Genomic DNA, 24840 nt, shown 5'->3' with positions numbered 1-24840 from the left:
GAGATGAGTGATGTCCTGTCAATGCCGGTCGCGGAGGCCGAAGAGTTTCTCGCGGATCTGTTCGAGCGCGCCGGTCTTCCGCCGCTGGCGTCCGGGCAGATGGCATGTGCGTTGGTCGATGCCGATGTGGCCGGCCTGCCGTCGCACGGTCTGTCGCAGGCCGACATGTATATCCGTCGGCTTCGCCTCGGGAGTGTGTCGTCCGCCGTACGGCCGATTGTGGTTGAGAGTCGCTCGGCAATGGCTGTGCTGGATGCGCAGGGCATGTTCGGCCATCTGGTGGGTGACGCGGCCATGCAGATGGCCATTGAGCGCAGTAAGGAGACGGGTGTAGGTGTCGTGGCCGTTCGCAACAGTTTTCACTTTGGCGCGGCGGCTCGGTATACACGTCAGGCAAGTGACCGTGATTGCATCGGCATCGCCATGTGCAACACCAAGCCGATGATGCCAGCTCCTGGCGGGCTGGAGAAACTGGTCGGCAACAATCCGCTCTCGATTGCGCTTCCGGTGTCGGAAGGGCCGGAGTTTGTGCTGGACATGGCCCTGAGCGAGGCGGCGCTCGGCAAGATCCGTGTCTATGAGCGGGAAGGGAAGCCGCTTCCGCCGACATGGGCTGTCGACCGCAATGGCCACCCCACGACGGATGCCAAGGCCGCGATCGACGGCATGCTGTTGCCGTCAGGCGGCGCGAAGGGCTTCGGCCTGTCGCTGGCAATCAATCTGATGTGCAGCCTGCTGTCGCAGGGGCCCGGCGGTGACGAGGTCGCGCCGCTCTATGGCGACCTTTCGAAGCCGTTTCTGTGTTCGCTGCTGTTTCTGGCGATCGATATCGAACACTTCCGGTCGGCCGAAGACTTCCGCAATGAAGCGTCGGCCGAGCTCGCGAAAATTCGCGCGTCGCGCGCGCAGGTGCCGCCACGTACGCCGGGTGAACGCAGCTGGACGAAGCGCGAGAGCGATGGCGGCCGAATCGATATTCCACGCGCATTGTCCGCGACGTTGAACGCGCTGGCAGAGGAAATGGGATCGCCGGAGCGTCTGCCGTCTTAACGGCACGCGCTGCCAAAAAGCATCACCGTAGAAATGAAATCAGACCGGCCGTCATGTCGATGGCCGCAGAATGGACAGGAGCACGGGCGATGCAGGCGCCGCGTCAAAAGATTTTCATCACTTGCGCCGTCACCGGCAATCTGACCACGCCGGAGCAGACACCGCATCTGCCGATCACGCCGGCGGAGATCGCCGAGGCCTGTCTCGGGGCGGCCGAGGCCGGCGCGGCGATCGTGCATATCCATGTAAGGGAGCCCTCCACCGGGAAGCCTTCGATGGAGCTCGAATATTACCGGGACGTCGTTAACCGGATACGCGCGAAAAACACCCAGTTGATCCTCAATATCACCACGGGGCCCGGCGGCCGTTTCGTTCCATCCACGGACCAGCCGCGCGTCGCAGCGGCGGGAACGACGCTGATCGCACCGGAAAAACGTGTTGAGCACATCGCCGCGCTTCGCCCGGATATCTGTACCCTCGATCTCAACACCATGAATTCGGGCAGGGAAGTCGTCATCAACACACCCGGCAATGTCAGGCGGATGGCGAAAGTGATCCGCGAAGCCGGGGTCAAGCCGGAGATAGAGCTGTTCGATTCCGGCGATATCGCGCTGATGAATGATTTGCTGAAGGACAACACACTCGACGGGCCCGTACTCTGCTCGTTCGTCATGGGTGTTCGCTATGGTTTCCAGCCAAGTCCCGAGACGGTCATCTACGCCCGCAACATGTTGCCGCCCGATGCTCAGTTCACCGCAATCGGCATCGGCAAGACGTCATTCCACAATGTCGCGCAATCCTATCTGTGCGGCGGACACGTTCGTGTCGGTCTGGAAGATGCCGTTTATCTGTCGCGCGGACAGCTCGCGCCATCGAACGCGGCCATGGTGGAGAAAGCTCGTCGCATCGTCGAGGAACTCGGCGGAGCGATCGCGTCGCCACGCGAAGCGCGCGAGATCATCGGCGTTCCCACCCGCCTAGCGGCAAGTTGACGGAGGTCTGCTGGATGACGCGTCTCAACGTTACCGTCGGCCGGACGGCCCTCAAGAATCCGCTGATCGCCGGATCCGCGGAGCACCATATCGACCCCGAAGGCGTACGTCGCGCGTTGCGCGCCGGGGTCGGCGCGGTGGTGGTCAAATCCGTCAACGAATCCAAGCGTGGTCGTGATCAGCTGCAGCGCGCCGAATACATGCTGCTCGACAGCGAGTGGCGCGAAATGGTGTGGACGCCGAATGCGCCTGACACGGCATTCATCGCCTGTCGCTCTGGCCTGACGCCACAGAGCTTCGATGCATGGCTCGATCAGACCGTCCAGCTCGATCGTGAGGCCAGACAAGTGGACGCCTATGCGGTCGCGAGCCTGATCGTTGCGGACCTCCCGCGAACGGTCGAGATGGCAAGGCAGGTCGAGCAGGCCGGCGTGCGCGTTCTCGAGCTGAATATCGGCACGCCCTATGCCAGTCAGGCAAAAGGTGTGGTGTCCACCGAACTGGATCCTGAGCGGGTATCCCTGATCGTGTCTGCGGTACGGCAGGCGATCGGCATCCCGCTATGGGTCAAGATCACCGGACAGAGCGAGCGCGTGCCGGACCTGGCAGATGCGGCATTTCGCGCAGGCGGCGAAACCGTGGTGATGGCCGGGCGGCTGCTCGGCTTCATACCGGATGTCGAGACAATGCAGCCGTTTCTGGGAACGACGCTCGGCGTCGGTGGATACTGGAATCTGCCGCTGACGTGTCACTGGCTGGCTGTGTCGCGGCAACAGCTTGGCGCCGACAAGCCGCTGATTGCGACCAATGGCGCACGCGCCGGTCTCGATGTCGCGCGCATGATGCTCGCTGGCGCCGGCGCGGTGGAGATGGCATCGGCCGTGATGCTGCGCGGCGCGGCCGTGCTCTCATCCGCGCTGGATGAACTCGACGCTTACCTGCGCGGCAAGCGGATGACCGCTGCCGAACTGGTTGGCAGGGCTGCAGACCAGCGCAAGACATTTGCCGACATGCCGCTGCGCACCGACAACTGGAGAAAATACATTGCCGATCAGCTCTAACGCGGGCGCGCCGTCCGCGCGCTGCGCTTGACGGGTGGTGGTGGATGAGCGCCGCGACCGTGCCCGAGCTTGTGCGAGATCTGGCGTGCCGCCTCGATGAGTTGGGCGACGTCGGACGGCCGTGTCTTCTCCGGCAGGACCTGGATCGATGCCACGATGGCGACCGAGGCGATGCAGGCATCCTGCGCGTCGAAGATCGGCGCGGCCACCGCATTCATCCCGATCAAGCTCTGCTCCGGGGCCGTGGCAAAACCAAGACGCACAATCTCCAGATATTCCTGTTCGAGCTTGCGGACGGAAACAATGGTCTTGTCGGTGAAACGCTGCAAGGGCTGCGCGAGGACGCGCGCCCTCATGGGGCTGGGGGCGAAAGCCAGCAGGACCTTTCCCTGCGCCGACGCATGGAAGGTCAATTCGCTCCCCGGGCGAACGCCGAGTTCAATCGCCGCCGTGCCCGACAGCTTGTGCAGGATCAATGCGCCGCGCGGCGTCATCTCGGAAAGAACGACGAAATGGCCAAGGGCATCGCGCAACTGCCGCATCGGTCCTTCCGCGAGCTGGATGAGATCCGCATCAGGCGCGTGCCGGGCGAGCAACCGGCCTTTCGGACCGATGCTGTAGCGCGAGGTGCTGGAGTTCTGCGTGAGATAGCCGCGGTCGACCAGCGTCTGAAGATGCCGATGCACCGATCCCTTCGTCATGCCCAGACGGTCGGCGATCTGCGTCACGCCCAGTTCATCGTCCGAGAATGCCACGGCTTCCAGTACGTCGATGGCCAGTTGCACGGAGTGGACGCGGGTTGATGCTGAATCGCTCATCATTTCTCAATTTCATGTTCCCGAGTGCTGAACAACGTAGCGCAGTGGATTGCAAGTGCAATGTGATTGATGCGTGGAGGTTCGCAATTGCAGTGCCGGAAGCTATTGACACGCCCTCGCGCCGACCAGTATCCTTAAATGAAACAACGTTCCGCTGTCGCGAACGTTAACGAAGTCGACGGTCGAGGCTGTCGGGATAAAATGCGGTGAGGGAATGACAGAGTTAGCTGATCCCAAGGTCGAGGCGCGCATCGACGCGTTGTTGAAAGGCGCGATTGATCCGCATGTGCATAGCGGGCCGTCCATCGCGCCGCGCGGCATCGACCACGTCACGTTGCTTCAGCAGGCCTCGCAGGCGGGTTTCGCCGCGGTCGTTACCAAGGATCACGACTACAGCGGTGTCATGACGGCCGAGCTGATCCGGCAGCACTTTCCCGAGCTGAAGACGAAGATCTATTCCAGCATCGTGCTCAATAATGTGGTGGGCGGTCTCAATCCCTACGCGGTTGAGCACACCGCCGCGCTGGGTGGCAGGATTGTCTGGCTCCCCACGCTGGCCGCCGCCAACCATCTGCGATGGCAGGCGTCGGCCAAATGGGTGCACCCGGCTTCCACCGAGCGGATGCGACCGGTCACCGCAATTCCCGTCCTGAACGACGATAAGTCGGTGCGCGATGACATGAAGGAAATTCTCGACATCGTCGCGCGCAACGACATGGTGCTGGCCAGCGGCCACCTGCATGTCAGCGAGACCTGGGTGATCTTCGAAGAAGCGCAGCGCCGGGGCGTCAAGCGCCTGGTGTTCACTCATCCGGAGGACATCGTCGATGCGTCGTTGAACGACGTCAAAGGCATCGCGGCGATGGGGGCCTTCGTCGAACACTCGCTCTGCATGTTTCTCGACGGCTGCAAGTTCAAGAGCCGTGAGGCCGCGGATTTGCGCGACCAGATTGAGGCCGCGGGTGTGGAGCGGACGATGCTGTGCTCCGACCTCGGCCAGACCGGAACCTTCAGCCCGCTCGATGGCTTCCGCCGCGGCATCAGGCTCTGCATGGATCTCGGTTACGACGACGATCAGATCCGCAAGATGGTCTCCGGCAACACCGCGCGTGCGCTGGGTATCGAAGCAGACGTAGCCACGGCGCGGGCCAGTTAGCTTTCCGGACAAGGCACAATCTCAGGCCGGCGCATCGTGAAATGCCGGCTCCCAGAATTGACATCAAGGGAGATCCCACATGTACGACACCACCGATCCGAGAGCCAAGCTTGCACCTGCAGCTGCAAACGCAGCGCCGGCGGGTCCTTTCGGCCAGGCCGAATATCTCCGCTTCTACGACGAGCCGCCGCAGGAGGATGGACCGTCAGGCAAGAGCTGGTATGGGCGCGGTCAGAACTTCCTGCTCGTGCATACGGAAGGAAAGGCGGGCGGTGTGCTGGCGCGCGAGGAGCAGCCGGACGAATATGCCGTGCTGTTGTCCGATCCCAAGGTGGTCGTGGAGATCACCACGGCGGAGGGCACCAAGCGCGTCAATGGCCGCTCCCTGGCCTTCGTGCCGCCTGGACGGTCCAGCATCAAGATCGTCGAAGCCGGCAAGATCGTTCGCATCTTCACCACGCGGTCGGAAGATCTCGCGGCGAAATGCGCCAATGCAGCATCATATGCCACGGCCAAGCCTTACGTCGCACCGCTGGAACCATGGCCGGCGCCGAAAGACGGCTTTCGTCTGCGCGTCTACAGTCTCGACGTGCCGCCGGAGCCGGGCCGCTTCGGTCGCATCTGGCGCTGCACCACTATCATGGTGAACTATCTCGACGGCTATAACGGCCCCCGCGATGCCAGCAAACTGTCGCCGCATCATCACGATGATTTCGAGCAGTGCTCGCTCGCGGTGGAGGGGGAATTCATTCACCACCTGCGCTGGCCCTGGACGATCAACAAGAAGAACTGGCGCAAGGACGATCACGAACTGTGCAAAACGCCGTCGATCGCCGTCATTCCGCCGCCCTCGATTCACACCACCGAGGCCTGTGGAAGTGACTTCAACCAGCTCGTCGACATCTTCTGCCCGCCGCGGCTCGACTTCTCGCAGAAGCCCGGCTGGATCCTGAACGCCGATGAATATCCGATGCCGTAACCGGCAGCCCACCCCACAACGGCAACAGGATTATCAATGATGACAACTGCTTCCACATTTCGGCAGCGCATGCTTGGCGGCGAGAAACTTGTCGGCACGTTTCTGAAGACACCGACCGGTCACGGCACCGAAATCCTCGGCGATATCGGCTATGATTTCGTCGTGATCGATCAGGAGCACGGTCCATTCGATCGCACCAGCAGCGACATCGCGCTGATGGCTGCGCGGGCAACCGACACGCCGGCGCTGGTTCGGGTGCCGGGACCGGAGGCCATTCTCTCGGTGCTGGATTGCGGCGCCACCGGCGTCCTGGTCCCCCATGTGAAGAGCGCGGGCTATGCGCGCGAGGTGGCGGCAATGTTGCGGTATCGCGGCGGCAGCCGCGGCTTTGCGACCAGCACGCGTGCGGGTCGCTATTCCGGCATACCGATGTGGCGGCACATTGCGGATGCGGATGCCCGGATGGTGTTCGTGGCCCAGATCGAGGATCCGGTGGCGCTGGACGAGATCGACGCCATCGCTGCCGTCGACGGCGTCGACTCGCTGTTTATCGGGCGGGGCGACCTGACCGCCGCCTTCGGCGATGAATCGAAGGACCCGCCCGATGTGTTGCGCGCGGTCGAGCGGATCTCGGAAGCCGCACGCAAGGCCAACAAGCCGATCAGCGTCTATGTCGGCAATTCGAGCGAGGCCGCGTGGCTGAATTCGCGCGGCGCCAGCGTCTTCGTGCTCTCCTCGGATCAGGGCTTCCTGCGCCAGGCGGCGACTGCCGGCCTGCGCGATGTCCGGGACAAGGTCGGATGAGCACGCGCTAGACCAATTAATCTGCAATCAGCGCTCAAGCTGAAGAAAAACAGACAGGGGACGGAAATGAGACCACGCAAGGCGTCAGTGTTCGCCGCGCTGTTCGCGCTCACGCTGGCACTGCCGGCGTCTGCGCAGCAGACGATCAAGATCGGGTCGTCGCTGGGTTTAACGGGATACGGCTCAGCGACCGACGGTCACTGGCGCGACGGGATGCAGATCGCCGTCGAAGCGATCAATGCGCAGGGCGGCGTCCTCGGCAAGAAGCTCGAACTGGTGATCGAGGACAACAAGTCGACGCCGCAGCAGGCGGTGGTCGTCTATCGCAAGATGATGACGGATGACAAGGTCGCTGCCTTCGACAGCGGCTGCATCTCGGCTGGCAACTTTGCCGCCGCGAGCTTCGTCTCCAGAGCCAAACTGCCGATGTTTCTCTGCTCGATCTTGCCGCGTCAGCCGGATGAGCAGAAGTGGGCCTTCCAGTTCCTGCCGCCACCCAAATTCGAGGTGGATGCGCGCTATCAGTATCTCAAGGACAAGACCGATATCCGTAAGGTCGGAATCCTCTCCGATCCGAGCCCCTACAGCCTGCTGATGCGCGGCCTGGCGGAAAAGGGCGCCGATGAATTCGGACTGACTGTCGTCGCCAACGAGTCCTACCAGCAGGACGATGCCGACTTCAGCGTCCAGATCGGGCGCATCAATGCGGCCGGCGCCGGTGCGATCATCATGCTCGGACAGGGCAATGCGGTGGTGACCGTCGCCAACAACATCCGGAGCCTCGGCCTGACCAGGATGCTGATGCTGGGCAGCATCAACGAGCTCGATATCCTGCTCTCTGCGGGCAAGGTACTTGGCGACCAGTATCTGGTTCCGTCGCCGCTCATCCAGGTGGCGGCCGATGACATCAGCGTCATCACGGATCCCGCCGCGCGCGCGGCCGCCGAGCCGTTCGTGAAGGCGATGAAAGCCAGGTTCGGCAAGTCCGACAACGCGCAGGCCTCGCGTGCCTGGGACTCCATCATGATGATGGCCGCCGCCATGAAGAAGGCGAACTCGACCGATGGGACGGCCGTGCGTGACGCCTTCGAGAAACTCGGCCATTACGACGGTGCAGGCGCGTCCTACGACTTCAGCGCCGAGAATCACATTGGCATCACCCGGAATCCTTATGTGATCGCGTCCGTGAAGGACGGCGTTCTGGTTCTCAAGAAATGACGGCGGCGGCGGACATCACCCCACTGATCGCGGTGCGCGATCTGACGGCGCGCTACGGTCATATCGAAGCGCTGCGGTCGACGGCGCTTTACGTGGCGCCGGGCGAGTTCGTCACCATTCTGGGGCCGAATGGGGCGGGCAAGACCACCTTGCTTCGCGCCATCACGCGGCTCATCGCCAGCACCGGCCAGATTATCTTCAACGGCCGGGACGTCACCCATCTGCGCACCCATGAACTGGCCGGGCTGGGCATCATCATGGTGCAGGAAGGGCGCGGCCTGTTCGGTGACATGAGCGTGCGGGAAAACCTGCAACTGGGCGCCTACAAACTGTCCGGACCGCAGGCTCACAGCGAGCGGCAGCTGGAGAAGGTGTTCTCCCTGTTTCCGCGGCTGCGCGAACGCATCGACCAGACCGCGTCGTCCATGTCCGGCGGCGAGCAGCAGATGCTGGCCGTCGGGCGCGCACTGATGGCGGATCCGAAACTGCTCATTCTCGACGAGCCGTCGCTCGGCCTTGCGCCGCGCGTCGCTTCCGAAATCCTGTCGACGCTCGGTGCTCTCAACAAGGAGGGCCTCGGCATTTTGCTGGTCGAGCAGAAAGCGCCGCTCGCGCTCAAGCTCGCCCAGCGCGTTTACATTCTTGCCTCTGGAAGCGTTCGGGCCGAGTTGCCGACGCACGAGATTGAATCGCACCATGACCTTGCTCGCTATTACTTCACCTAAGCCGGTTGCGCGTCTCGACCGGTTCTCCATCGGCCTGCTTGGGGCAGGCGCGCTGCTGTTCGTGGCCGTACTCATTTATGGCGGCTATCTGCTGACGGTGATGCAGCTCGCGATGATCTACGGCATCTTTTGCCTCGGATTGAATTTCTTCATGGGCTATACGGGCCAGGCATCCTTCGGTCAGAACGCCTTTGCCTGTATCGGCGGATACGGCAGCGCCATCCTCTGCGTGCAGTATAATTGGGAGCCTGCGCTCGCCCTCATCGCCTCGATGGGTGTTGCAGGAATGGCCGCGCTGGTGATCGGTTATCCGACGCTGCGCCTGCGCGGCCACTATCTCGCGATGGCGACCTTCGCGCTGGGCCTCATTACCTATGACATCTCGGTCCAGTGGACCAGCCTGACCCAGGGCTACATGGGCTATGCCGGCATTCCGCCGCTCGGCATCGGTAGCCTGACCGTCGAAGACGAACGGCTGAAGCTGCTTTGCCTCGGCGGGCTGCTGCTGGTCGGCTTCTGGATCTCGCAGCGTTTGCGCGATTCCCGTTTTGGCCGCGGTCTGCGCGCCATTTCCGGAAGCGAGAACGGCGCTGCTGCGCTCGGCATTCGCATTTCGCGTTTCAAGCTCATCGCCTTCGTGATCGCCGGACTGTATGCGTCGGCGGCCGGATCGCTGTTCGCGCATACGGTCGGTTTCATCAGTCCCGAAGTGTTCGGCCCGCAGATGGTCATTGTGACCTTCACGATGCTCTATGTCGGCGGCGTCGGCACGCTGATCGGTCCGGTCGTCGGTGCCATTGTTGCGTCCCTCCTGCCGGAAATCTTCCGCAGCACCGGCCGTTTCCAGGACATCGCCTATGCGCTGGTGCTGCTGCTGATGCTGATCTATGCGCCCAAGGGCCTCTCGGCGCTCGGCGGACTGTTTCGCCCGCGCAAAGACAAAGAGGAAGCGTGACCATGGCTCTCCTCAAGGTCAGAGGTCTGACCAAGCGTTTCGGCGGCCTGCTCGCCAATAACGAGATCGATCTGGATGTGCCGCAAGGCAGCCTGTTCGCGGTCATCGGTCCGAACGGTGCGGGCAAGACCACATTCTTCAGCATGATCTCCGGCTTCCTCAATTCGACCTCGGGAAGCATCGCCTTCGATGGCCGCGACATCACCCGCATGCGCCAGGATCAGATCGCCGCTATGGGGTTGATCCGGACGTTTCAGCTCGTGCAGCTGTTCAAGGGCATGTCCGTCGCCGAGAATGTCGAGGTCGGTTGCCACCTCGCGACCCGAGGCGGCGTCGCCGCGGCGTTGCTGCGGCCCTCCTGGTTCCGCCGGCAGGAAGCCGAAGTTCATGAACGGGCGCGCGAACTGCTCGATTTCGTCGGGCTCGGCGCGCAGGCCGATCTCAATGCCGAACTGCTGCCCTATGGTCAGCAACGGCTGCTCGAAGTTGCGCGCGCACTCGCATCCAAGCCGCGGCTGCTGCTGCTCGACGAGCCGGCCGCCGGTCTCAATACGCAGGAGACCGATGGGCTCGCGCATATCATCCAGAAGATCAATCGCCAGGGCACCACGGTGCTGCTGATCGAGCACGATGTCGGTCTGGTCACGCGGATCGCACACCGGATCGCCGTGCTCGATTTCGGACGAAAGATCGCCGAAGGCACGCCGGACGAAATCAAGGTCCATCCCGAAGTCATCGCCGCCTATCTCGGCGTGGAGGAGGCAGCAAATGCCTAGCGCAGTCGAACTCGTTCAGAGCCTCGTCAACGGCGTCGGTATCGGACTGATCTACGGACTGGTCGCGATCGGCTTTTGCGTCATCTACAATGCCAGCGGCATCGTCAATTTCGCGCAGGGCGTGTTCGTCATGCTCGGCGGTATGTTCGCACATACGCTGCTGACGCAATTCGGCCTGCCGATCTATGTCTCCGCGGTACTCTCCACGATCCTGGTTGCGGGGATCGGCGTTCTCGTTCAGATCGCCATCATCAACCCGATGTGGCGGCGCAAGGCGCCCCTGTTCGCGATCATTCTTGCGACTCTGGCCATCCAGCTTCTGATCGAACAGGTCGTCATTCTCACGCTGGGCGATCAGCCGCGAACCTATCCGGAATTCACCTCCGGCGGGCCGCTGAAGATCGGGCCGATCGCGATCGGCTATCAGCTGTTCTGGGTGCTCGGATGCGGCGCCTTGATGGTGTTCGCGCTAACGCAATTCTTCAACCGCACGCGGATGGGGCGGGCCTTGCGAGCCTGTTCGCAGAACCGCGAGGCTGCCGCACTGCTCGGCATTCCCGTCGAGCGCATGCTGATCGTGTCATTTGCACTTAGCGCCGCTTTGGGCGCCGCCGCCGGCATTCTCATTACGCCAACGCAATACACGGCCTACAGCGTCGGCGGTCCGTTCGGCATCAACGGTTTCATCGCGGCGATCATCGGAGGCTTCGGCAGTGCGCCGGCGGCGCTGATCGGCGGCATCTTCCTTGGCGTCATCCAGTCCGGCGCCATCGTGTTCTTCGGCGCCGGCTTCAAGAACATCGTGGCGCTGACGGTGCTGCTCATCGTTCTTCTGTTCTTCCCCAGCGGCTTGTTCGCCGGCCGGGCCAAGAGCGCCTGATCCGATGAAGCAGCAGACGAGAACAGCGATGAATGTCCTGATGGTCTATGCCCATCCCGAGCCGACGTCGTTCACCGCGGCTCTGAAGGATGCCGGCGTCGCGACGCTGCGGCAGGCCGGCCACACGGTGGTGGTGTCCGATCTCTATGCCGAGCAATTCGATCCGGTTGCCGGACGACACGATTTCAGCGCCGTGGCCCAGGCGGACCGGTTTCACTATCAGACTGAACAGGCCCATGCGCATGGCACCGGCGGTTTCGCGGCCGACCTCGTGCGTGAGCAGCAGCGCTTTCGCGACGCCGATCTTGTCGTCTGGCTCTATCCGATCTGGTGGGGCGGCATGCCGGCCATTCTGAAAGGCTGGTTCGACCGTGTGCTTGCTTATGGCTTCGCCTATGCTGACGGTCGCCGCTTTGATAGCGGTTTCTTTCCCGACAAGCGCGGACTGTTGTGCCTCTGCACCGGCGGCACCCGGCAACGGTTCTCGGCCGCCGACGTCTATGGCGACATCGGCACCGTACTCTGGCCGGCACAGCGCCTGATGATCGAGTATCTCGGCATGACAGCTCTTGAGCCGTTCGTCGCTTACGCAGCACCGCGTGTCGATGCCGAAGGCCGCGAAGCGTATCTGCGGCAATGGAGCCAGCGGCTGCAGCAGGCCGTCGAAGACATGGCGTCGCACGCCAGCATCACAGCAGTCACTTAAGATCGAAATAGGCAGATCATGAGCACCAGCGATCAAGGGCGGCCAGACCGGGATTTGTTGCGCGACAAGGTCGTGCTGGTCACGGGCGGCTCGCGCGGGATGGGAGCTGCAATCGCACGGCGTTTTGCCGGCGTGGGCAGTCGCGTGGCGATCGGCTACCGCAATGAATCCCCAGCGGCACATGCGGTACTCGGTGATATCGCCGAATTGGGCGCGCAGGGCATCGGCGTCGCCGGTGACATTTCCAATCCGGACGACGCGCGGGCGATGGTTGCGCAGGTCCTTGCGCGGTTCGGGCATCTCGACATTCTGGTGAACTGCGCCGGTATTGCCGAATATCGGCCGTTCGAGGCGATCGACTCCGAAATGTTTCGCGCCACCTTTGATACCAATGTCCTGGGCACGATCGCGGTCATTCAGGCGGCGCTCCCGCATCTGACCGCGCCGGGAGGACGGATCATCAATTTCTCCTCCGCGCTGGCCACCCGGCCAATCCCGACCACCTCGATCTATGCAGCCTCCAAGGCGGCGGTGGCTGCCCTGTCGCATGCGCTCGCCAAGGAATTCGGCCCGCGCGGGATCACAGTTAACACGATCGCCCCTGGTGTGATTGAAACCGATATGACGACGCAGATTCTGGCTGAGCGCGGCGCGGGGATTGCGGCAATGACGCCGCTGGGGCGCATCGGGCAGACCGACGACATTGCCGGTGTTGCGCTGTTTCTGGCGTCGCCGGAGGCGAAATGGCTTACCGGGCGCACGATCATCGCCGATGGCGGGGTGAGCTGACAGGGGGCGTCGAACAGCAGTTCGCATCCGCTGTGGGACCAAATGACGCAGGCTCGATAATAACGGCGACATTCATACGCCGACCATGTCGGACGCGCGCCTTGCATACCCGATGATATCATCACGCCTGCGAGCCGCGGTAGGCACTCCATTTTGCGGAGCGACTCACTAAAGCGATCGCCGCAACGCCGCAGCGAGGCGATACGACCTCCATTGGCGGGTTCGCGATCATCATTCTCGACGCGCTGCGCGCATGTGTTTCGATAGTTGTTCGCGATGACGAAACGACGCCCTTCCTTTGTGCGTCAATGCAACGCGAATGACACACTCCTTTCATCATTGGCCAGGAATTCACCGCCGTCGTTGACAGACTGATCACCTCATCAATATCTTATATCAAAACGGCGTTACGCGCTCGCGAACAACGCGAGCCGGCGATACGCGGCTAGGTAAGATTTCACTGAGGAAACGAAGGCAATTCGGAGGGCTATAATGACGACGACTATCAAGACTCTTGTTCTCGGTTCGGCGGCAGGGATTCTCGCGATCGGCGGTGCACACGCAGCCGATCTGCCGGTGAAGGCCAAGGCGGTCGAATATGTGAAGATCTGCTCGCTTTACGGCGCGGGCTTCTATTACATCCCGGGCACCGACACCTGCATTAAGATCGGCGGTGCACTTCGCATCGATACCGCGTTCAATGCCGCGAGCAACTATGACGTGCCCTACTGGTTCGGCGGCGCCGGCGGCAACAATCTCTATACGAAGGACTATTTCAACACCAAGCCGCGCTTGACGCTGACCACCGATACGCGCACGGCGACCGAATATGGTCTGCTCCGCACATTCTCCAACATCCATTTCGATTTCGCGCAGGGACGTGAGAGCATCGCCGGCGGCTTTGTCGAGGTAGATTTCGCGTTCATCCAGTTCGCAGGCTTCACCTTCGGTAAGGCCGTCTCGCAATTCGACCCGCAGTGGGCGCTCGCCAAACCGACAATTGCCTCCGGTTTCTTCGCGGGCTCCAACAATGCGACTGGCATCCCCCAACTGGCCTACACGGCGTCGTTCGGCAACGGCGTCTCTGGTACTATCTCGCTCGAGAATGCGTCGCCCTATCGCAATGCCGGCCTTTGGAACGTGAACACGTTCATCGTGGCGCCCGGTGCCTCGCAGTTCACCGGTGCATTCTATGGCTCGTCGTCGAACACCTTCCTCGGTAATGCCACCGGCGGAAACCATATGCCGGACGTCGTCGGCAACCTGCGCCTCGATCAGGCATGGGGCACGCTGCATTTCGCCGCAGCCCTTCATCAGGCGACGGCTCAATACTACACCAATGAACCCTCCGGCCACCCTGACGATGCCTACGGCTTCGCCGTGAGCGGCGCTGTCGAGTTCAAGAACCTGCCCACCGGCGCGGGCGACAGTCTCAAGCTGGAAGCCTCCTACGCCAAGGGCGCCGCGAAATATGTCTTCGCAGGCACCGTCGATACACTGGGCGGCGGCCGGTTCGCCAAGTTCGACGGCAACACGGTCGGCTTCGGCTACGTTCTCGATGGCGTCTATGCGCCAGGCGGTCAGATCGTGCAGAGCTCGGCCTGGGAAGTCAGCGGCTTCTTCGAGCATTACTGGAACCCGGCGTGGCGCACCTCTCTGTTCGCCAACTACAGCCACATCTCTTACGGCGACGCGGGAAATGCTCTGTTGGCAGGGGCATTTGCCTCGACCACGCGGGGCTTCGGCACCAGTTCGTCCTCGGCAGCGGCTTCGTCCGCCGGCGTTCTGTCCGGGACCAGCAACAACTTCGACTTTGCCACCACGCAGGTCGGCACCAGAACAGCCTGGACGCCCGTTCAGAATCTGACGCTCTCGGCGGAATTCATCTACAGCCGCCTGGATCAGAGCCTAGGTGGCACCTACACCGGCAATGTAGTCGGCAAGCCGGCCGGTACATCCTACGCCGTGCGTGATCAGAACCTCTACAACGGCGCGGTTCAGATCCTGCGGTCGTTCTGAGCCTGGTCGACCACCGGATCGGTGTTGAAAACAACAGCCCCGGCAGATCTGCCGGGGGATTGTTCACGCAAGCGCGTGAGCAGGCATGCCGTACAGTGGAACGACGGCACATTCCGCAACTTCGATGGCGGTTTGATTGTAGGACATCGAACAGGGAAAGCGCTGCGGAAGACGGCGCCGAACAAGCGGGCACAGCCCGCTCTGTATAAATCGGAGGAAACATGCGTGCATTGTTAGCTGGCCTATGCGGTCTCGTGTTCGCCCTGACGCCCATCCACGGTGCTGTCGCGCAAGGATGGCCGGAACGGACGGTCACCATGATCGTGCCGTTTCCAGCAGGATCCGCCGTCGATACGCTCGCGCGCGCCGTTGGCCAGGCGCTGAGTGAGGCGCTCGGCAAGCAGTTCATTGTCGACAATCGTGCGGGCGCAGGCGGCAGCATTGGTGGCGCGGCCGTGGCCAAGGCGAGCGCTGACGGCTACACGCTTCTGTTCGGCACGCCTGCGCCGATTGCGCTCAACAAGCTGATGTACAAAGGGATGGCCTATGATTCCGAAAAGGATTTCACGCCGATCGTCCTCGTCGCCAAGTCTCCGCTCATTGTGACGACGCGCGCCGACTTTCCAGCAAAGACATTCGAAGAGCTGATCGCTTATGCGAAGCAGAACCCCGACAAAGTCAATGTGGGACATCCCGGCAACGGCACGCTCGGGCACATCACGTCGGAACTGGTGCAGAGGTCCGTCGGCGTCAAGATGACCAACGTGCCATATCGCGGCACGTCACCGCTGATGACGGATTTGCTCGGCGGTCAGATCGACATCGCCATCGACTTCATGCCGACCTATGTAGCGCTGGTCGCCTCCGGGAAAGTTCAGGCGCTTGCCGTCACGACCAGCCAGCGAGCCGCGCAATTGCCGGCCGTACCGACGGTGCAGGAGACGGGCTTCAAGGGCTTCGAGGCATCAGCGTGGTACGCCATGGTGGCGCCGACCGGAACGTCGCCGGAGATCGTCGCCAAGTTGAACAGCATCGTGAACAGCTTTCTCCAGAGTGAAAAGGGGAAGGCTATTCTCGGGCAGAATGCATTGCTGGGCGTCGGCGGATCACCCGATGATCTCAAGGCATTCGTCGCGGCCGAACTCGCCAAGTGGCGGCCGGTCATCGAAGCGGCAAAGATTGCAATGTAGCAAGAACGAGGCTGGCACGGCGCAGTGTAGCATTGTCCTGCTTGAGCTGAGTGCAGGCATGTCGCCTGACGATCGGGAGTGATTAAGTGACTGACGTGATCCGCATCGATGTTCCCGTGCTATCGACTCCCACAGTGGCGCTCGTCACAGGCGGCAGCAGCGGGATCGGCAGGGCGACAGCGGCACGCCTCGCCGCCGGTGGATCGGCTGTCGTGGTCGGTTACAACAGCCGCAAGGAACTGGCGGAAGATGTCGTGAGCGGGCTACAGGGCACCGGACATCGCGCGCTGCGCATCTCGATCGACGATCCATCCTCCATCGCCGAAGCGGCGGCGCGGGTTCAGAAGGAGTATGGGCGGCTCGATGTGCTGGTCAATTGTGGAGGCGCCACGACGCCAGTACCCGCCCAAGACCTCGACGCGCTGACCGACGAGATCTTCGACCGCACCGTGACCATCAACTTGCGGGGGCCTTTCGCCATGGTGCGTGCTTTCCGTCCATTGCTGGAACGCGGCAGCGGTGCCGCCATTGTGAATATTTCATCCATTGCCGCCCGCACGGGACTGGGCAGCAGCCTCGCTTATCTGTCAGCCAAGGCGGGCGTCGATGCGCTGACGATCGCGCTCGCGAAAGTGCTTGCGCCCAAAATCCGCGTGTTTTCCATCTCGCCGGCCGGCGTAGATACAGATTTCGTCGCCGGGCGGACGCGGGAGCAGTTGCAGCGGGTCGCCGAGAAACTTCCGCTTGCCCGCATCACGACGCCGGACGATGTCGCAAGAGCGGTAATGGCCTGCATCGTCAACCTGACGAGCTCGACGGGGATCATCGTGCCCGTAGACGAGGGCAGGCATCTTTAAACACGCTGCGATGGGAGTTGCAGCAAGACGGCGGGAACGCGAGCCCCGGACACAATGACTACGCCTCGTATGGGCGTCACAGGTGGAGAAAATGGACAAGCTGAAGTTCTATATCGACGGCGCCTGGGTGGATCCGGTCACACCGTCAACTCTTGAAGTTTTCAATCCTGCGACGGAGGAGGCGTTCGCGCGGATCAGCCTGGGCACCCGCCAGGATGTTGACCGGGCCGCGCAGGCGGCCCGCCGCGCCTTCGCAACCTATTCCGAAGTGAGCGTGAAAGACCGCCTCGTCTATCTTCAGAAGATCATTGAAGGCTTCCGGGCGCGTCTGCCGGAACTGGCGCGGATGATGACGCTGGAAATGGGATCGCCGATTACCTTTGCGATGGAACGCCAGGCGACCGTTGCGCTGTTTCATTTCGAGGAAGCTGCGCGCGTGCTTGCGGACTACAGGTTTGAAGAACCGATGGCAGGCGGGGTCGTTCGCCGCGAGCCGATCGGTGTCTGCGGCTTGATCACGCCGTGGAACTGGCCGTTGAACCAGGTGGCTTCGAAGGTCGCGCCAGCGCTGGCCGCCGGCTGCACGGTCATTCTCAAGCCGAGTGAGATCGCACCGCTGAGCTCCATGCTTTTCGTCGAGATCGTGCATGACGCCGGTATTCCAGCGGGTGTGTTCAATGTGGTGAACGGCGATGGTCCGACGGTGGGCGAGGCAATCGCCGGCCATCCCGAGATCGACATGGTGTCGTTCACCGGATCGACGACGGCCGGTGTTCGGGTGGCGAAGCTGGCGGCGGATACGGTCAAGCGTGTCGCGCAGGAACTGGGCGGCAAGTCCGCCAATATCATCCTCCCGGATGCCGATCTGAAAGCTGCCGTGATACAGGGCGTTCACGCCTGCTACACAAATGCTGGCCAGAACTGCCAGTCGCCAACGCGCATGCTGATTCCGCGCGCACAGCGCGACGCAGCCTTCGCCGCGGCAAATGAAGCCGTCGGCAGCATTCGTCTTGGCGATCCGCTCGATCCGGCGTCCACCATGGGACCTTTGGTCAGCCAGTCACAGTTTGGGAAAGTGCAGGACCTGATCCAGTCCGGGATCGACGAGGGCGCTACCTTGGTAACAGGCGGAACGGGCCGGCCGGCTGGTCTCAACCGCGGATATTACGTTCGCCCCACCGTGTTCGGCGACGTGACGTCCCAAATGAGAATCGCGCGCGAGGAGGTGTTCGGTCCCGTATTGTCCATCATGAGCTATGACAGCGAGGATGAGGCCATCGAGATCGCCAACGATACGCCGTTCGGGCTGGCGGGTTTCGTGCAATCGCGTGATCGCAACCGAGCGCGCACCGTCGCCAATCGCATCCGCGCAGGACGTGTTTACCTCAACGGCGCTGCATTCGATCGCAGCCTGCCGTTTGGAGGATACAAGCAGTCCGGTAATGGGCGCGAGTTCGGGGTTTTCGGCTTCGAAGAATATCTGGAGGTCAAAGCGATCGTTGGGTAGCGAGGCCAGCTTCGCCCTCAAGACATAATAGCGGTTTGCCGCAAGTAGTCCGCCGCGAGGATGTCGTAGTTCTCGCGGCGCCGCGGTCGCGCGCTTCCTCCAAGTTGGCGCGCGGCCGCACATTTCTTCCCGCGGGGAAATTTGGGCTTCGACTTTGAGCCCGTGCCCGTCCCCAGATCAACATAGGGCGCTATTGATAGTTACTCTGAGAGCCCTTTCGAAAACCCGTTATCATGCTCTAGGAGTGCGTTTTCTGCTTATCAGGCTGGACCGGAAGCCATGGGCGCCCCTATGAAGCCATCCGCACGGCAGGGCCAAACAGCCAGACCGCTTCCAGCTTGATCCGGTCTACCTGACCTCGGGGCTGAACACGTTATTTATGTCGCGAAGGGGCCCCGGTTTGTGGTCGCCGGAAAAGTGGTCCCCGGCGATCACCCGATCACCGTAACGACAGGTTGGCCGCTCTCTGCCCGTCCGATAATACGCGCGTACGGATAACCATCCTCGACGATCTGGCGCGTGATCGCCTCCGCGCGATCTGCACGGCAGGCAATCAGCAATCCGCCTGATGTTTGCGGGTCGGTGAGGAGTTGGCGTTGCCATTCGGGACAACCAGGATCGAGGCGAACCTCGTGTCCGTAACTCGCCCAGTTGCGACCGGAGGCTCCGGTCAGGAACCCCTGTTCAATCAACCGTTGAGCCTCGGGGAGCAGGGGAATATCCGCTGCGTTCAATATGATGCTGACGTTCGATCCGCGAGCCATTTCCAAACTGTGCCCGAGCAAGCCGAACCCGGTCACATCCGTCATGGCATGTACCGACGCATCTGCAGCGAGCTTCGTTCCGACGCGATTGAGCCGTGTCATCGAACCAATCATATCGGCATACGCGGCGTCCGATAGCGCGCCTTTCTTGAAAGCAGCCGCATAGACGCCGACGCCGAGCGGTTTGGTCAAAATGAGGGCGTCTTCGGCCTGCGCTTCGGAATTGCGGCGGATATCGTTTTCCTTGCAGGTGCCGATGACCGCAAGTCCGTAGATCGGTTCGGGAGAATCGATGGAGTGACCACCCGCGACTGGAATACCGGCGGTCGCGCAAACTGCCGCCCCGCCCGCGAGAATCCTTGCCGTCATCTCGGTGGGCAACTTGTCGATGGGAATTCCGAGGATTGCCAGAGCCATGATCGGGGTTCCGCCCATGGCGTAAATGTCGGATATCGCGTTTGTCGCGGCGATGCGCCCGAAATCGTAGGGATCGTCGACCATCGGCATGAAAAAGTCCGTCGTTGCAATAACGCACGTTCCATCTTCAAGCCGCCATACCGCAGCATCGTCACCGGTCTCGGTGCCGACCAGCAGCTGTGCAAAAGGCTGCGCCGCGGATTGATGCGCGAGCAACTGTTGCAGAACCGAAGGCGCCAATTTGCAGCCGCAGCCGCCGCCATGCGCAAGGCTGGTGAGACGTATGTCGTGGATCTTCATGTGTTCAACTCATGCGGTGTGGATGTGGCATTCCCGCGGATCGGAAGACGCGCATGCGCCGACGACGGATTGCCGAATGCTACGCGCAGGCAGGGCAGCATCGCGCTGAGGACAGCAGGATCGATTGGTGGCGTGGTGCTGCAGTCCAGGTAGATGGGCTTCACAGTGATCGTTGTCGTTTCACGATCTTCAAGCGATGACCTCCGGCGCGCATCTGCACCGTTGTGGCGATTCAGGCCGCTGCGATCAGGCCCGCAGATTCCAGGACATGACCGCGAAAGTCTGCTCCTGGATGCTATTCCGGCGTTTGACGAGGAGAAAACTGCTTCGCTGGCCCTTTCAGATCTTTGCCCGTTGCCATCGCAGGCTGATCCTTTGCCGCTTCGGCATCTTGCGAACCGGTGGTTTGACCGATCGTTTGAGAGTTCTGGTCGCGCGCTCCGCCAGTCCAGCCCGTCGAGCCCTTGCCATCCGGCGTGGTGCCGGAGCCACTGGAGTGCGGAGCGGCTGCGGGGCGTTCCATCGCATTGGTCGACGGATCGTTGTTCTGGGCAAACGAATACGTCCCCGACACCATGATAACGGCGGCCAATGGAATAAGACCGATGTTTTTCATCATTGCCTCCAATGTGGGATGTGATGAAAAACGGCTGGCCGGAACAAAAGGTTCCTGGTCTCGGAGAAGAGCCGACGAAATAAAACGGGTGGCGCAAGCGCGGGGCCCGCTGAATATGGTAGCAACTCCGCATCACGTCGCCCTCATGGCGCCTGAGCCATCGCGTGCCGGGGAAGTCCTGCCACCAGTGAGACCGCGGCGCCGGCCTTCAAGAGATCGCGTCGATTAAAGGTCATGATCGCTTCCTCTTTTTTCCTGATGTGAATAATCGGAGGTCGTTTCAGGCTCCCGGATCTTGTTCTTGATGAGCTTTCCGGTTGCGGGCTCAATGTCGACCGTGTCCCACTGGAAATCGGCTTCGACCACGAGCAAAGGCTTCATGTTTGCGTCGAGAACGTAGGTCGTGGGGAGCGTGGTGACATGCCATGACTTCGTCACGGTCCGCTCGCGATCCAGCAGCACGGGAAAATTGACCGGCGTCTGTTCGAGGACACGTTTGACCCGTTGATCGACATCGGTAACGGATACAGCGATGACTGATGCGTGAGCTGCCGAGCGGTCGAGAAAGCGGGCCAGCGCGGGCAGCTCTTCGCGGCACGGTGCACACCACGTCGCAAGGAAATGGATGAGCACGGTGTGGCCTTTGAAGGCTTTCAGAGGAACGGTCGTCCCGTCCAACCCCGGCAAGGAAAAATCGGGCTTTGCAGGTTCGTCGATGCGCTTCAATTCAGTCGCGCGCGAGTCCGACAAGAACGCCAACACAAAGGATGTCGCCAGAATCGCGATTCTGAACGCGAGCCCTATATCTCCAAATTGCGCGCCCCGAAACTCGGGAGCCGAGGGATAGGTCACGCTACATTTTGGGGATCAACGCGCGCTGGCGTCAACGCAATTCGGCGTGTTTGCAGAGGCGCTTCAGCGCAGCTGACGAAATCGAGCGCTTGCCGCACTGCAGCGACTACCTGCTACAACGCCATCCGATATCTGTTTCCCGATCAGCTTGAATGTTGCGGCGCCGCAGACATTCTTCCATGCGCGACATTTGTATACGTTGACTTTAACTATCTCTGAACATTACGTTACCGATGCTTAGATGGATTCTACTTCCAGCGCGCCTATGGCGCGCCCGACATGGCGTCCCCCGGTGGGGCCGTGATCTCGAAGGAGAACCAGCCATGAATATGGAAATCTCGCGACGTCAATTTATGAAAAGCGCCGGCGGGGGGCTTGCAGGCACCACACTCGGCGCTCTTGGTTTCGGCGGAATTGAGGCGGCTCTGGCATCGTCGATCCGCCCTTTTAAACTGGCCGGAGTCACGGAAACCCGCAACACCTGCACCTACTGCGCCGTCGGCTGCGGCATCATCATCCACTCCAAGGGCAGCCTGGCGAAGGGTGAGAGGGCCGACATCCTCCACATCGAAGGCGATGCAGATCACCCGACCAATCGGGGCACGCTCTGTCCCAAGGGTGCAGCACTTCTCGACATGGTGCATGCGGAGACCCGCCTGAAATATCCGATGCTTCGCAAACCCGGCTCGGACAAGTTCGAGCAGATCTCCTGGGATGTGGCGCTCAATCGCATCGCGCGGCTGATGAAGGATGACCGGGACAAGAACTTCGTCGCCAGAAATGGCGACGGCGTTACGGTCAACCGCTGGCTGAGCACCGGTTTCCTCGCCGCTTCTGCAACGACCAATGAAACGGCCTGGGCGACCTACAAGGTCGTTCGCAGCACGGGGATGCTGGTATTCGATAATCAGGCGCGCGTTTGACACGGCCCCACGGTAGCCAGTCTGGCTCCAACATTTGGCCGCGGCGCGATGACGAATTCGTGGACCGATATCAAGAACACGGATCTCGTGATCATTATGGGTGGCAACGCTGCTGAAGCGCATCCGTGTGGATTCAAATGGGTCACGGAGGCGAAAGCCAACCGTGGTGCGAAGCTGATTGTCGTCGATCCGCGATTTACGCGTTCGGCGTCGGTCGCTGATGTGTATGCGCCGATCCGCCAGGGCACCGACATCGCGTTCCTGCTCGGCGTGATCAAGTACTGTATCGATAACGACAAGGTCCAGTGGGAGTACACCAAGGCATTCACCAACGCGCCCTATATCGTGAAAGAGGGCTTCGGCTATCAGGATGGCCTGTTCACCGGCTATGACGAGGCCAAGCGCGATTACAACAGGTCGAGCTGGGATTATGAGCTTGGCCCGGATGGCTACGTGGTCTCCGACGATACGCTGCAGAACCCGCGTTGCGTGTGGAACCTACTGAAGCAGCATATTGCGATCTACACGCCGGAAATGGTCGAGCGAATCTGTGGCACACCGAAGGACAAGTTCCTGAAAGTGGCGCAGATGATCTCGGAGTGCTCGTCACCGACCAAGACGATGACATCGATGTATGCGCTCGGCTGGACCCAGCATTCGAAAGGCTCGCAGAACATTAGAGCCATGGCGATGTTGCAGCTCATTCTGGGCAATATCGGCGATGCGCGGCGGAGGCATGAATGCTCTGCGCGGTCACTCCAACATTCAGGGATTGACCGATATCGGTCTGATGTCGAACCTGATCCCGGGCTATCTGACCATCCCGACGGAAAAAGAGCCGACCTTTGACACCTATATGTCGACGCGCGGCTTCAAGCCGTTGCGTCCGGATCAGATGAGCTACTGGCAGAACTACAAGAAGTTCTTCGTCAGCTTCTTGAAGTCGATGTGGGGTCCGGCGGCGACGCCGGAGAACAACTTCGCCTACGACTACCTGCCGAAGCTCGATCTTCCGGGCTACGACATCTTGCGCGCCTTCGAACTGATGAACGAGGGCAGGATGAACGGGTACTTCTGTCAGGGATTCAATCCCCTGTTGGCGTTCCCGAACCGCAAGAAAGTCACGGACGCGCTGTCCAGACTCAAGTTCCTCGTCGTCATGGATCCGTTGCAGACCGAGACGGCGCGGTTCTGGGAAAATCACGGCGAACATAACGACGTCAACTCGGCGAGTATCCAGACCGAGGTGATCCAGCTTCCCACGAGCTGCTTTGCCGAAGATACCGGTTCGCTCACGAATTCGGGACGGCAGTTGCATTGGCACTGGGCGGCGGGCACGCCGCCGGGCGAAGCCAGGCACGACACATGGATCATGGCGCAGCTCCATCAGCGTCTGAACGAGCTGTACAGGAAAGAGGGCGGTGCATTTCCGGATGCAATGCTCAATCTGGCCTGGGATTACAAGGATCCGGAAGAGCCAAGCCCGGAAGAACTGGCCAAGGAGTTGAACGGTTCGGTGCTCGAAACGGTCATCGACCCGAACGATCCAACCAAGGTTGTGCTGGAGAAAGGCAAGCAGGTGGTCAGCTTTGCCGCCCTGCGCGACGACGGCAAGACCGCGTGTGCCTGCTGGATCTATTCCGGTTGCTACAACGAGGCAGGCAATAACATGGCCCGCCGCGACAATAGCGATCCGGACGAGACCGGTGCGTTCTCGAAGTGGGCGTGGTCCTGGCCTGTCAACCGCCGAATTATTTACAATCGTGCGTCGGCGGATATCAACGGCAACCCCTGGGATCCGAGCCGCAAGCTACTGTGGTGGGACGGCGCAAAATGGACCGGCTATGACGTGCCGGACATCGCCCCCAACGCCAAGCCGGGTGTGGTGGGGCCCTATATCATGAACCCCGAAGGCACCGCACGACTGTTTACGCGGGGCATGATGCGCGATGGACCGTTCCCGACGCATTACGAGCCTTTCGAATCGCCTATCGTTAACGTCATTGCACCCAAGATTCGCGGCAATCCGGTCGCCCGCGTTTTCAAGGGCGATATGGAGCAGTTCGGGGAAGCCAGCGAGTTTCCATACGCGGCGACCTCCTATCGGCTTACTGAGCACTTCCACTACTGGACCAAGCACGCCCAGATCAACGCGTCATTGCAACCAGAGTTCTTCGTCGAGATTTCGGAGCAGTTGGCCGCGGAGAAGAACATCAAGCCGGGCGGATGGGTCCGGGTCTGGTCCAAGCGCGGATCGGTGAAGGCGAAAGCCGTCGTGACCAAGCGGATCGCACCGCTGATCTGCGACGGCAAGGCGGTCCATGTCGTCGGCATTCCCCTGCATTGGGGCTTTACCGGCGCAGCCAGGAAAGGGTTCGGGCCGAATTCGCTCACGCCCTTTGTCGGCGACGCCAACATCGAAACGCCCGAATACAAGGCGTTTCTGGTCAATATCGAGCCCATCGCCGGGCCGGTGGCATAGGGAG

Annotated in this window: 22 protein-coding genes and 1 pseudogene; 18 read left to right on the top strand and 5 right to left on the bottom strand. The window is 61.5% G+C overall.

Translation table 11 applies throughout. The features are described 5' to 3' along the window. The first annotated feature begins 3 nt into the window (after positions 1–3). From AC1RLZ_RS13670 to AC1RLZ_RS13660, 3 genes are all read left to right on the top strand, one after another. Positions 4–1050: an Ldh family oxidoreductase gene (locus AC1RLZ_RS13670; RefSeq protein WP_493189070.1), complete on the top strand. Its 1047-nt coding sequence runs from the start codon at positions 4–6 to the stop codon at positions 1048–1050. Positions 1051–1139: 89 nt separating this feature from the next. Further along, positions 1140–2042, top strand: coding sequence for a beta-keto acid cleavage family enzyme (locus AC1RLZ_RS13665; protein WP_493189069.1), 903 nt, complete (start codon positions 1140–1142; stop codon positions 2040–2042). A gap of 14 nt (positions 2043–2056) precedes the next feature. Beyond that, entirely contained in the window at positions 2057–3103 is a 1047-nt protein-coding gene (locus AC1RLZ_RS13660; protein WP_493189068.1) for a tRNA-dihydrouridine synthase, read from the top strand. On the opposite strand, the gene AC1RLZ_RS13655 is transcribed toward AC1RLZ_RS13660, so the two are convergent. Continuing rightward, the gene (locus tag AC1RLZ_RS13655) at positions 3100–3921 is read right to left on the bottom strand and encodes an IclR family transcriptional regulator (protein WP_493189067.1); all 822 of its coding nucleotides are present in this window, start codon (positions 3919–3921) and stop codon (positions 3100–3102) included. The two genes, AC1RLZ_RS13660 and AC1RLZ_RS13655, sit on opposite strands and share 4 nt — an antisense overlap. Positions 3922–4135: 214 nt before the next feature. Between AC1RLZ_RS13655 and AC1RLZ_RS13650 the strand changes: the two genes are divergently transcribed. From AC1RLZ_RS13650 to AC1RLZ_RS13585, 14 genes are all read left to right on the top strand, one after another. After that, complete coding sequence (locus tag AC1RLZ_RS13650; protein ID WP_493189066.1) at positions 4136–5077, top strand: DUF6282 family protein; 942 nt, start codon at positions 4136–4138, stop codon at positions 5075–5077. A 79-nt stretch (positions 5078–5156) separates the two neighbouring features. Beyond that, positions 5157–6056: a cupin domain-containing protein gene (locus AC1RLZ_RS13645; protein WP_493189065.1), complete on the top strand. Its 900-nt coding sequence runs from the start codon at positions 5157–5159 to the stop codon at positions 6054–6056. Between the two features lie 39 nt (positions 6057–6095). Next, the gene (locus tag AC1RLZ_RS13640; protein WP_493189064.1) at positions 6096–6860 is read left to right on the top strand and encodes an HpcH/HpaI aldolase family protein; all 765 of its coding nucleotides are present in this window, start codon (positions 6096–6098) and stop codon (positions 6858–6860) included. Between the two features lie 66 nt (positions 6861–6926). Continuing rightward, positions 6927–8078, top strand: a complete 1152-nt coding sequence (locus AC1RLZ_RS13635; RefSeq protein ID WP_493189063.1) for an ABC transporter substrate-binding protein — start codon at positions 6927–6929, stop codon at positions 8076–8078. Next, a complete protein-coding gene (locus tag AC1RLZ_RS13630; protein ID WP_493189062.1) occupies positions 8075–8803 on the top strand; it encodes an ABC transporter ATP-binding protein in 729 nt (242 codons plus the stop codon). The genes AC1RLZ_RS13635 and AC1RLZ_RS13630 overlap by 4 nt, the downstream gene beginning before the upstream one ends. Continuing rightward, positions 8775–9758 (top strand): branched-chain amino acid ABC transporter permease, encoded by a 984-nt coding sequence (locus tag AC1RLZ_RS13625; RefSeq protein WP_493189061.1) that lies wholly within the window; start codon positions 8775–8777, stop codon positions 9756–9758. Before AC1RLZ_RS13630 ends, AC1RLZ_RS13625 begins: the two co-directional genes overlap by 29 nt. A 2-nt stretch (positions 9759–9760) precedes the next feature. After that, complete coding sequence (locus tag AC1RLZ_RS13620) at positions 9761–10534, top strand: ABC transporter ATP-binding protein (protein ID WP_493189060.1); 774 nt, start codon at positions 9761–9763, stop codon at positions 10532–10534. Beyond that, the gene (locus AC1RLZ_RS13615) at positions 10527–11414 is read left to right on the top strand and encodes a branched-chain amino acid ABC transporter permease (RefSeq protein WP_493189059.1); all 888 of its coding nucleotides are present in this window, start codon (positions 10527–10529) and stop codon (positions 11412–11414) included. Before AC1RLZ_RS13620 ends, AC1RLZ_RS13615 begins: the two co-directional genes overlap by 8 nt. A gap of 28 nt (positions 11415–11442) precedes the next feature. Further along, positions 11443–12120, top strand: a complete 678-nt coding sequence (locus AC1RLZ_RS13610; protein ID WP_493189058.1) for an NAD(P)H-dependent oxidoreductase — start codon at positions 11443–11445, stop codon at positions 12118–12120. Between the two features lie 18 nt (positions 12121–12138). Next, complete coding sequence (locus AC1RLZ_RS13605) at positions 12139–12909, top strand: SDR family NAD(P)-dependent oxidoreductase (protein WP_493189057.1); 771 nt, start codon at positions 12139–12141, stop codon at positions 12907–12909. Positions 12910–13401: 492 nt separating this feature from the next. Then, positions 13402–14928 carry a porin gene (locus tag AC1RLZ_RS13600; protein ID WP_493189056.1) on the top strand — a complete coding sequence of 509 codons (1527 nt, stop codon included), beginning with the start codon at positions 13402–13404 and terminating at the stop codon, positions 14926–14928. A 221-nt stretch (positions 14929–15149) separates the two neighbouring features. Continuing rightward, positions 15150–16118, top strand: a complete 969-nt coding sequence (locus AC1RLZ_RS13595) for a Bug family tripartite tricarboxylate transporter substrate binding protein (RefSeq protein ID WP_493189055.1) — start codon at positions 15150–15152, stop codon at positions 16116–16118. A gap of 86 nt (positions 16119–16204) precedes the next feature. Further along, positions 16205–16975 (top strand): SDR family NAD(P)-dependent oxidoreductase, encoded by a 771-nt coding sequence (locus AC1RLZ_RS13590; RefSeq protein WP_493189054.1) that lies wholly within the window; start codon positions 16205–16207, stop codon positions 16973–16975. Positions 16976–17066: 91 nt separating this feature from the next. Continuing rightward, a complete protein-coding gene (locus tag AC1RLZ_RS13585; RefSeq protein WP_493189053.1) occupies positions 17067–18482 on the top strand; it encodes an aldehyde dehydrogenase family protein in 1416 nt (471 codons plus the stop codon). Positions 18483–18913: 431 nt separating this feature from the next. Here the strand turns inward: AC1RLZ_RS13585 and selD are convergent, their stop codons facing one another. The 4 genes from selD to AC1RLZ_RS13565 form a co-directional block, all read right to left on the bottom strand. Further along, positions 18914–19963 carry a selenide, water dikinase SelD gene (selD, locus tag AC1RLZ_RS13580; RefSeq protein WP_493189052.1) on the bottom strand — a complete coding sequence of 350 codons (1050 nt, stop codon included), beginning with the start codon at positions 19961–19963 and terminating at the stop codon, positions 18914–18916. A 295-nt stretch (positions 19964–20258) separates the two neighbouring features. Continuing rightward, the gene (locus tag AC1RLZ_RS13575; RefSeq protein ID WP_493189051.1) at positions 20259–20579 is read right to left on the bottom strand and encodes a hypothetical protein; all 321 of its coding nucleotides are present in this window, start codon (positions 20577–20579) and stop codon (positions 20259–20261) included. Between the two features lie 143 nt (positions 20580–20722). Beyond that, positions 20723–20815: a twin-arginine translocation signal domain-containing protein gene (locus tag AC1RLZ_RS13570; protein ID WP_493189050.1), complete on the bottom strand. Its 93-nt coding sequence runs from the start codon at positions 20813–20815 to the stop codon at positions 20723–20725. Continuing rightward, positions 20805–21431, bottom strand: coding sequence for a TlpA disulfide reductase family protein (locus AC1RLZ_RS13565; RefSeq protein WP_493189049.1), 627 nt, complete (start codon positions 21429–21431; stop codon positions 20805–20807). Before AC1RLZ_RS13565 ends, AC1RLZ_RS13570 begins: the two co-directional genes overlap by 11 nt. 323 nt (positions 21432–21754) lie before the next feature. On the opposite strand from AC1RLZ_RS13565, the pseudogene fdnG reads away from it, so the two are divergent. Next, positions 21755–24836 (top strand): annotated as a pseudogene (fdnG, locus tag AC1RLZ_RS13560) (formate dehydrogenase-N subunit alpha). Positions 24837–24840 lie beyond the last annotated feature (4 nt).

The organism is Tardiphaga sp. GW822-FHT04G09 (assembly GCF_058800725.1).
This window is presented reverse-complemented; position numbering and strand designations above follow the sequence as displayed.